This is a genomic window from Aeromonas sp. QDB30 (assembly GCF_027707645.1).
In the GTDB taxonomy this organism is placed as follows: Bacteria; Pseudomonadota; Gammaproteobacteria; order Enterobacterales; family Aeromonadaceae; genus Aeromonas; species Aeromonas caviae.
This window is the reverse complement of sequence record NZ_JAPCIY010000025.1, coordinates 43,762-52,177: the sequence shown is the minus strand read 5'-3', so window position 1 is coordinate 52,177 and position 8,416 is coordinate 43,762. Positions and strand designations below refer to the sequence as shown.

9 protein-coding genes are annotated in these 8,416 nt (G+C 64.4%); 4 read left to right on the top strand and 5 right to left on the bottom strand.

What is annotated here, in order from left to right; genetic code table 11:
* A partial coding sequence (locus PG896_RS10080) for a hypothetical protein (RefSeq protein WP_270835672.1) occupies positions 1-203 on the bottom strand: 203 nt, incomplete at its 3' end.
* Between the two features lie 141 nt (positions 204-344).
* On the opposite strand from PG896_RS10080, the gene aroG reads away from it, so the two are divergent.
* Positions 345-1,400, top strand: a complete 1,056-nt coding sequence (aroG, locus tag PG896_RS10075) for a 3-deoxy-7-phosphoheptulonate synthase AroG (protein WP_010674454.1) — start codon at positions 345-347, stop codon at positions 1,398-1,400.
* A gap of 86 nt (positions 1,401-1,486) precedes the next feature.
* Here aroG and PG896_RS10070 read toward each other — a convergent pair whose 3' ends face one another.
* On the bottom strand, positions 1,487-2,209 hold the full coding sequence (locus PG896_RS10070) for a TerC family protein (RefSeq protein WP_010674455.1): 723 nt from the start codon (positions 2,207-2,209) through the stop codon (positions 1,487-1,489).
* A gap of 117 nt (positions 2,210-2,326) precedes the next feature.
* On the opposite strand from PG896_RS10070, the gene PG896_RS10065 reads away from it, so the two are divergent.
* The 3 genes from PG896_RS10065 to PG896_RS10055 all read left to right on the top strand — a co-directional run bounded on the left by PG896_RS10065 (position 2,327) and on the right by PG896_RS10055 (position 5,592).
* The gene (locus tag PG896_RS10065) at positions 2,327-3,442 is read left to right on the top strand and encodes an ATP-NAD kinase family protein (protein WP_270835670.1); all 1,116 of its coding nucleotides are present in this window, start codon (positions 2,327-2,329) and stop codon (positions 3,440-3,442) included.
* A gap of 107 nt (positions 3,443-3,549) precedes the next feature.
* A complete protein-coding gene (locus tag PG896_RS10060) occupies positions 3,550-3,828 on the top strand; it encodes a YfcL family protein (protein ID WP_010674457.1) in 279 nt (92 codons plus the stop codon).
* A gap of 99 nt (positions 3,829-3,927) precedes the next feature.
* Positions 3,928-5,592, top strand: a complete 1,665-nt coding sequence (locus PG896_RS10055) for an AMP-binding protein (RefSeq protein ID WP_270830461.1) — start codon at positions 3,928-3,930, stop codon at positions 5,590-5,592.
* 605 nt (positions 5,593-6,197) lie between these two features.
* Here the strand turns inward: PG896_RS10055 and cdd are convergent.
* The 3 genes from cdd to PG896_RS10040 all read right to left on the bottom strand — a co-directional run bounded on the left by cdd (position 6,198) and on the right by PG896_RS10040 (position 8,348).
* Positions 6,198-7,079 (bottom strand): cytidine deaminase, encoded by an 882-nt coding sequence (gene cdd / locus PG896_RS10050; RefSeq protein WP_010674459.1) that lies wholly within the window; start codon positions 7,077-7,079, stop codon positions 6,198-6,200.
* Between the two features lie 226 nt (positions 7,080-7,305).
* Entirely contained in the window at positions 7,306-7,992 is a 687-nt protein-coding gene (locus PG896_RS10045; RefSeq protein WP_270835669.1) for an LrgB family protein, read from the bottom strand.
* Entirely contained in the window at positions 7,989-8,348 is a 360-nt protein-coding gene (locus PG896_RS10040; protein WP_201888916.1) for a CidA/LrgA family protein, read from the bottom strand. The genes PG896_RS10045 and PG896_RS10040 overlap by 4 nt, the downstream gene beginning before the upstream one ends.
* Positions 8,349-8,416 lie beyond the last annotated feature (68 nt).

Below are 8,416 nucleotides of genomic sequence, written 5' to 3'. Positions count from 1 at the left end.
AGGCTCAAGGGTAAACAGGGTGTGATGGTTGGCAGAAAGCGCTTGGGCGATGACGGTATAACCTGGCCAGAAGGAGGTAATATCAATATGATGCACGGCGACAGCAGGGTGATGGTGGTGGTGTGTTTGGCGACAACCAGTTTACCAGCACCCTGTCTGTCAACTTCCACTTTCCCAGGATCCCGCGAAGAACCTTTTTTCATGCCTCCTAGCAGCATTATGCAAACTTGCAAGGTGCGATAATAAAATTCCTTGTCGAAGAATGTAATTTTCTATTTACACCGACCCGGCACAGGGCTAGATTGAGATCTCTTTATCGCAGTCATCTAGCAGGAAACTTGGTCATGCAGCATCAAACCGACGACGTTCGTATCAGTGAAATCAAAGAGTTATTGCCCCCGGTTGCGGTGCTTGAGAAGTTTCCGGCGACCGACACCGCCTCGGCCACCGTGTTTGAATCCCGTCAGGCCATCCACAACATCCTGGCCGGCGACGATGATCGCCTGCTGGTGGTGATCGGCCCCTGCTCCATCCACGATCCGGTCGCCGCCCTGGAATACGGCAAACGCCTCAAGGTGCTGCGCGACGAGCTGAAAGATCAGCTGGAGATCGTGATGCGGGTCTACTTCGAAAAACCCCGTACCACAGTGGGCTGGAAGGGGCTGATCAACGATCCCTACCTCGACAACAGCTGCCAGATCAATGACGGCCTGCGCCTGGGTCGCAAGCTCTTGCTGGATCTCAACGACATGGGGCTGCCGACCGCCTCCGAGTTCCTCGACATGATCACCCCGCAATACGTGGCGGATCTGATGAGCTGGGGTGCCATCGGTGCCCGTACTACCGAATCCCAGGTACACCGCGAGCTGGCCTCCGGTCTCTCCTGCCCGGTGGGCTTCAAGAACGGCACCGACGGCACCATCAAGGTGGCCATCGACGCCATCGGCGCCGCCAGCGCCCCGCATCACTTCCTGTCGGTGACCAAGTACGGCCACTCCGCCATCGTCTCGACCGCTGGCAACCCGGACTGTCACATCATCCTGCGCGGTGGCCGCGAGCCCAACTACAGCGCCCGTCACGTGGATGAGGTGGTGAGTGGTCTGGACAAGGCGGGTCTGCCCCAGAAAGTGATGATCGACTTCAGCCACGCCAACAGCAGCAAGCAGTTCAAGAACCAGATGCTGGTGGCCGAGGACGTGGCCGGTCAGCTGCGTACCGGCAGCAAGGCGGTGTTCGGCGTCATGGTGGAGAGTCACCTGGTGGAAGGGCGTCAGGATCTGGTGGACGGGTGCGAGCTCACCTTCGGCCAGAGCATCACCGACGCCTGCATCGGCTGGGCCGATACCGAGGTGCTGCTGCGCAACCTGGCGGACGCCGTGGCCGCTCGCAACGCCCTCTGAGCCCAAGGCGCCCCGTTGGCGGGGCAATAAAAAAGCGCGACCCTGGGTCGCGCTTTTTGTTTGGCCATCTCTCGGCAGGTCGCGGTTTACTTGGCCCGCTCCTGGTGGCCGCGCAGGCGGATGTTGATCATCTCCACCACCAGCGAGAAGGCCATGGCGAAGTAGATGTAACCCTTGGGAATGTGCAGATCCAGCCCTTCGGCCATCAGCGCCACCCCGACCAGGATAAGGAAGGAGAGGGCCAGCATCTTGATGGTGGGGTGGGTATCGACGAAGTCGCCGATGGCCTTGGCGGCAAACATCATGACGCCGACGGCGATGATGATGGCCAGCACCATGACAGGGACATGATCCGCCATGCCCACGGCTGTGATGACGGAGTCCAGGCTGAAGATGATGTCGAGGATGGCGATCTGCACCAGGGTGGACAGGAAGCCCGCGGTCTTGCTCACCACACCCGCCTCTTCGGCGGCCCCTTCCAGGCTCTGGTGGATCTCGTGGGTGCTCTTGGCGATGAGGAACAGACCCCCCACCAGCAAGATGAGATCCCGTCCCGAGATGGCTTCCCCCAGCACGGTGAAGAGGGGCTCGGTGAGGCGCATCACCCAGGCCAGGGAGAGCAGCAGCAGGATGCGGGTGCCCATGGCGAGCCCCAGCCCCAGGATGCGCGCTTTCTGGCGCTGGGCTTCCGGCAGGCGACCCACCAGGATGGAGATGAAAATGATGTTGTCGATGCCGAGCACGATCTCGAGCAGGGTCAGGGTGGCGAGCGCGACCCAGGCGGAGGGGTCCGCAATCCATTCCAGCATGATGGAACCTTGGTTGAACAGTGATTGAGGTAGAAGTCGCGCATTTTAGCAGGGGGTCATGGCTTGTCTCAGTGGCGGGAAAAGATAAAAATGGCGGCGATCCAACAGGAGGGAAACATGTTTCGATTAGGGCTCATCATCAACCCCGTCGCCGGCATCGGCGGGGCCGTCGGTCTCAAGGGCAGTGACGGCATGGTCGCCGAGGCGCTGGCGCGCGGGGCCGTCCCCAAGGCCCGGGAGCGGGCCCGCCAGGCCCTGTTGCCCCTGTGCGAGCTGACCACCCCATTCGAGCTGCTGACGGTGGCCGAAGAGATGGGGGCCGACCTCGCCGCCGAGCTGGGGCTGCCCCATCGCATCGTCCATCGGCCTGCCGGGGCGCAGACGAGCGCCGAGGACACCCGGGCTGCCGCCCTGGCCCTGCGCGATGCCGGGGTGGATCTGCTGCTCTTCGCCGGTGGCGATGGCACCGCCCGGGACATCTGCGCGGCGGTGGGGGAGTCCTGCCATGTGCTCGGCATCCCGGCGGGGTGCAAGATCCACTCCGGGGTCTATGGGGTGACGCCGGCGGCGAGCGGCCGGGTGGCGGCCAGAATGATCGCGGGGGAGCTCCTGAGCCTGGTGGATGCGGAGGTGATGGACATCGACGAGGAGGCGTTTCGCGCCGGCAAGGTGCGCGCCCGCCACTACGGCCAGCTGCTGGTGCCCGGGGATCTGCGCTACGTGCAGGCGGTCAAGCAGGGGGGGCGGGAGTCCGAGGAGCTGGTGCTCGCCGATCTTGCCGCCGGTGTGGTGGAGCAGATGGAGCCCGATACCCTCTACCTGATGGGGTCGGGGAGCACGGTGGCCGCCTGCATGGGGGAGCTGGGTCTGGAAAATACCTTGCTCGGTGTGGATCTGGTGGAAAATGGCCAACTTATCGGGCAGGATCTGTCCGCCGCCGAGATCCTGACCCGGATCCGCGGCCGTCGCTGCCGTCTGATCATCACCCTGATCGGCGGTCAGGGACATCTGTTCGGGCGCGGAAATCAGCAATTGAGTCCAGACGTGATCCGGGCCGTCGGGCGCGAGCATATCCAGGTGCTCGCCACCAAAGCCAAGCTGGCGGCGCTAGAAGGCCGTCCGCTGCTGGTGGACACCGACGATCCGGCACTGAACCGGTCGTTGAGTGGTTATCTGCGCATAACCACGGGATACAAGGATCAGGTCATCTACCCGGTGGCCAACCCGGAATAGGACATCAAGGATGCGGCTGGCCTGGCGCCAGAGAGCCGCGATCAACCGGATCGCGGTTCCACTCCCCGAATTTTTTGCCGGCAACCCCGGAAATGAGGCTGCGTTAAATGACGATTCACGATTTTGAACACAAGTTGTTGGGACTGATCGACGCCATGGTCGCCACGGCCAGCGAAGACGAGCTGTTTGCGGGCGGCTATCTGCGAGGGCACATCTCCCTTGCGGTGGCGCGCGCCGAGCTGGAGGGCAAGACCCTGGTGCGGGACGTCAAGAGCTATGTGCTGCGCAGCCTGAACGAGGCCATCTTGCAGGGTGAGCTCTCCGAGCAGGACGAGGTGCTGGTGCAGGAGATGTGGAAGCGTCTGCAGGCCCAGGCGGAAGCTTGATCCCATTCGCAGTTCAAACACAAGTTTAAGTAATCTGCTTCCCTGAGTGTTATCAAAAGGTTAATAATGAGGCTCGCCTTTTGTTTCAGGGATTAAACCATGGCCTCCACCTCACGCATTGCCACCAGACTGCCGCTCGAGATGCTCTATCACTGGGAGCGGCAGTGTCCCGACCGAATCTATCTGCGTCAGACCATCCACCGCGAATACGTCGACTTCACCTGGGGTGAGGTCGCCGACGAGGCGCGGCGCATGGTGTCGGCACTGCGCGCCCTGGGCCTGGTGCCCGGTGACAAGGTGGCGTTGCTCTCCAAGAACTGCGCCCAGTGGTTCATCGCCGATCTGGCGATGCAGATGGGGGGATACGTGAGCGTGCCCATCTACCCCACCGCCAACGTCGACACCATCGAATACGTGCTGCGCCACAGCGAAACCAGGGCGATCTTCGTCGGCAAGCTGGACGACTGGAAGAGCCAGGAGGCGGGGGTGCCCGGGGATCTGCTGCGTATCGCCCTGCCTTACGACACCATGCCGGCCACCCACCAGTGGGACGATCTGCTGGCGCAATACGACCCCATCCCGGACAGCCCGGTGCAGGCGCCGGATGCCCTGCTGAGCCTGGTCTACACCTCCGGCAGCACCGGCAAGCCCAAGGGGGCCATGCTGAGCGTGGAGCGCTACGCCTGGTCCTGCGAGAAGCTGGTGGAGGCGGTCTCCCTCACCGCCGAGGATCGCGGCTTCTCCTACCTGCCCCTTGCCCACATCACCGAGCGGGTCTACATCTACGGCGGCAGCCTGTTCAGCGGTGCCACCATCGCCTTCCCCGAATCCCTCGACACCTTCATCGAGGACGTCAAGCGCTGCCGTCCCACCGTCTTCATCTCGGTGCCGCGGCTCTGGGCCATGTTCCGCATCAAGATCCACGAGAAGCTGCCCCAGAAAAAGCTGGCGCTGCTGCTCAAGATCCCCCTCGTCTCCAGCCTCATCAAGAGCAAGCTGCAAAAGGGGCTGGGGCTGGATCAGGCGCGGGTGCTGGGCTGCGGCTCTGCGCCGGTGGCCCCGGCGCTGCTGGAGTGGTATCACAGCATCGGCATCCATATCACCGAGGCCTGGGGCATGACCGAGAACCACGCCTACTCCACCCTCAACTACCCGTTCCGGGCGGACAAGATAGGCACCGTCGGCAAGGCCGGGCCCGGGGTGACCATCAAGATCTCCGACGAGGGGGAGATCCTCTGTCGCTGCGACGGCATGATGGTGGGCTACTACAAGGATCCCGAGCACAGTGCAGAGGCCATCGACGCCGAGGGCTGGCTGCACACCGGTGACATGGGGAAGCTGGACCGGGAGGGTTACCTCACCATCACCGGCCGCATGAAGGACGTCTTCAAGACCGCCAAGGGCAAGTACGTGGCCCCGGTGCCCATCGAGGGGATGCTCGGGCAGGAGCCCATCATCGAGCAGCTCTGCGTCATCGGCTACGGCATGCCGCAGCCGGTCGCCCTGGTGCAGCTCGCCGAGAGCGCCATGAAGGGGGACAAGGCCGGGGTGGAGGCCCAGCTGGAGGCTGCCCTCAACCGGGTCAACGACAAGCTGGAATCCCACGCTCGCCTGCGGGGCATCCTGGTGGTCAAGAGCCCCTGGAACATCGAGAACGGGGTGCTGACCCCCACCATGAAGATCCGCCGCCACCTGCTGGAACAAAAATACGCGGACATCGGCGAACGCTGGTCCGGCAGCCAGCGCATCCTGTGGGAGTCCTGACAGGGGTCGGTACCGCCATATCGGCCACATCAATGACAGCGGGGGAGCCAGTGGCTCCCCCGCTGTATTTCAGGGGGAAGCAAGCCGACAGGGGGCTGGGGCATTGACCCCTTCCCCGACGTTTCCCGCCGCCGCCATACCGCCCCGCGTCGAGGGAACGGCAGGGAAAGGTATTTGCAAAATCCATGGAGAGGCGGGATCCCAGTGGTTTGGCAAATGCATCTTGGGGTCACACACGGGGGCTGCAAGGGGCGGGGGCGGGGCATTGACCCCTTCCCCGACGTTTCCCGCCGCCGCCATACCTCTCCGCATCGAGGGAACAGCATTTGCAAAATCCATGGAAAGGCGGGATCCCAGTGGCTTGGCAAATGCATTGTGGGGTCACACACGGGGACCGCAAGGGGCGGGGTGGGGTCTTGGCCCCTTAACCTGGGCTTCCCGCCACCGCAGAGGAGGTCTGCCAATAAGGTCATCGGAGGGAGGCCGCCCTCACATGGGGCAAGAGGGCATCTGATGCACGGCGCCAGAGGCGCAGAGAAAGGGGGTGAGGGGCAGAGAGCAAGAAGGGGAGCCGCAGCTCCCCTTCCCGTTGGCGGATGCCGGGGTCAGACGGCTTTGTACTCAAGCTCGACCGAGCCCAGCGCCTTCAGGGTGGACTGGGCGGAGTCCCGCTGGCTGATCTGGCCATCCTTGCTCTCCAGCAGCACGGCGCGGCGCACGGTGGCGAGATCCTCGCCACCCAGCACAGCGTGGGCGCAGGCCATCTGCATCGGCGGCAGGCTCGGGTTGAAGGCGGCGTTCTCGGCATAGCGGCCGCAGAAGATGCGCCCGTCCTCGAACTGCAGCGCCACCGCGGCATAGCCCTGGCTGTAGGGGGCATAGCTCTGGCGGGCGGCGGCGAGCGCAGCCTGCCACAGGGGGTCGTCGCTCTCGAGCACCAGCTCGTCGTGAGCCTGGGGGCTCATCAGGGCATCGGTGATCTCGAGATCGGCGGGGCCGAAGGAGTGGGGCAGGAAGGATTGCAGCTCGCTGAGATCGTCCGGCAGGGAGACCTTCAGGGTCTTGGCGGTGCTCAGCTCGTTCATGAACTGGCGGCAGTGGCCGCAGGGGGTGTAGTTCACGGTGATCTCGGAGATCCCGGTCTCGCCACCCAGCCAGGCGTTGGAGATGGCGGACTGCTCGGCGTGGACCGAGTGGAACAGCCCCTGGCCCGCGAACTCCATGTTGGCGCCAAAGTACCAGGTGCCGCTCAGGCCGCAGGCGATGGCGCCGACGAAGAACCTGGAGATGGGGGCCACCGAGCAGGCGGCCGCCAGCGGCAGCAAGGCCAGACGCAGGGCCCTGTCATCCAGCCCGGTGGCGGCTTTCAGGGTCGCGACCTGGTCCGGGGTGAAACGGGCCTGGAAATCGTCCCCCAGCATGGGCAGCAGGGCGGCCTGGAGCGGGGCGGAAAGGGTCTCGAATGGCTTGGCAAAGCGGGGATGCATACTGTGTCCTCAAAGGCCAATTGGGGGGCCATTGTAGGGAGCAAGCGCGGCGAATTGTGTGAGCGCGCTCACGCCTTGATGGGTAAAGGGGCGGGGATGGTAAAGGAAACGTTTGTCTTTCGCAATCTGTGCGCCAGCTCCCGGCATCAGGGAGGCGAGGGTATCGGATGGAAACGGTGAAAGGGCACAGAGGCCATGGCCGCAAGGGCGGCCATGGCAACGGGGATCAGGTCAGCCAGTGGTAGAGGGCGAACAGCAGGGGGGCGATGGCCGCGGTCAGCACGCCGCACACCACCATGGCCAGCGACGAGAAGGCGCCCTGGGTCACCCCCTGCTCGGCGGAGGCGGCGGTGCCGATGGCGTGGGCGCAGGCTCCCATGGCGAGCCCCTGAGCCTCGGGGTCGGTGACCAGCATCAGCTTGAGCAGGGGGTAGCCCACCAGGGCCCCCAGGATCCCCACCACCACCACCACGGCGGCGGCGATGGCGGGAATGCCGCCGAGGGACTGGCTGACGCTCATGGCGAGCGGCGTGGTGATGGACTTGGTGGCGATGGAGGCGAGCAGCGCCGGATCCGCCCCCATCAGGTGGCCGACCCCCAGGGTGGTGCAGACCGAGATGAGCACCGCGGTGAGGGTACAGGCCAGGATGGGTGTGAGCTTGTCGCGGATCTGGCGCGCCTGCTGGTACAGCGGCAGGGCCAGGGCCACCACGGCGGGTTCCAGCAGGGCGGTCAGGGGTGAGGCCCCCTGCTGGTACTGATCCAGAGGCAGATCGAGCCAGAGCAGCAGGCCGATGATGACGGCGGTGGGGATCAGCACCGGATTGATGACGGGCCAGGGCAGGCGGCGGTAGAGGGCCCGGGTCATGAAATAGAGGGCCAGGGTGAGGGGCAGGGCGAACCAGAGGATCATGGCTTGTTCATCCTTTGATAGAGGTGGCCGACCGCGCCCAGGATGAGCACGATGCCGAGCACGACGCAGAGCATGATGAGACCGAAGGATTGGCGCAGGGGCTCGAGCCAGGCCACCAGGCCCACCGCCACCGGCACGAACAGCACCCCCATGTGGCGCAGCAGCAGGCCGCCCCCCAGCTCGACCCAGGAGAAGCGGACGATCTGCAAGGAGAGCAGCACGAACAGCAGCAGCATGCCGATGATGCTGCCGGGGAAGGCGAAGGGCAGGATGGCCGCCATGGCCTTGCCTGCCAGCAGACAGGCGATGATGACCAGAAAATCACGAAGGTAGCGCAGGGTGCGTTGCAGCAGCACGGGGGCCTCATCTTGGCAAGTGTGAGCAAGGTCGCAGTTTAACAGGCACGGGGGGGAGGGAACAGGGT